The following is a 238-nucleotide window of genomic DNA, read 5'->3' as shown; positions in this document are numbered from 1 at the left end:
CAGCGCACCGCGCTTTAAATCTAAGAAGAACAACGTACAATCTTATACCACAAAACAAACAAATGAAAACATTGCCGTTGTAGGGAACAAAATAAAGTTGCCGAAACTAGGACTTGTTCGATTTGCCAAAAGTCGCGAAGTAGAGGGGCGTATTGTAAATGCTACAGTTAGACGGAACCCTTCTGGTAGATATTTTGTGTCACTATTAGTTGAAACAGAAGTACAAGAACTTCCGAAA

At 39.5% G+C, this 238-nt stretch carries 1 pseudogene; it reads left to right on the top strand.

The features are described 5' to 3' along the window. A pseudogene (locus MR167_RS32360) lies at positions 1-238 on the top strand (IS200/IS605 family element RNA-guided endonuclease TnpB); the annotation flags it as partial.

Source organism: Bacillus cereus group sp. BfR-BA-01355, assembly GCF_022663675.1.
Classification (GTDB): domain Bacteria; phylum Bacillota; class Bacilli; order Bacillales; family Bacillaceae_G; genus Bacillus_A; species Bacillus_A thuringiensis_S.
This window is presented reverse-complemented; position numbering and strand designations above follow the sequence as displayed.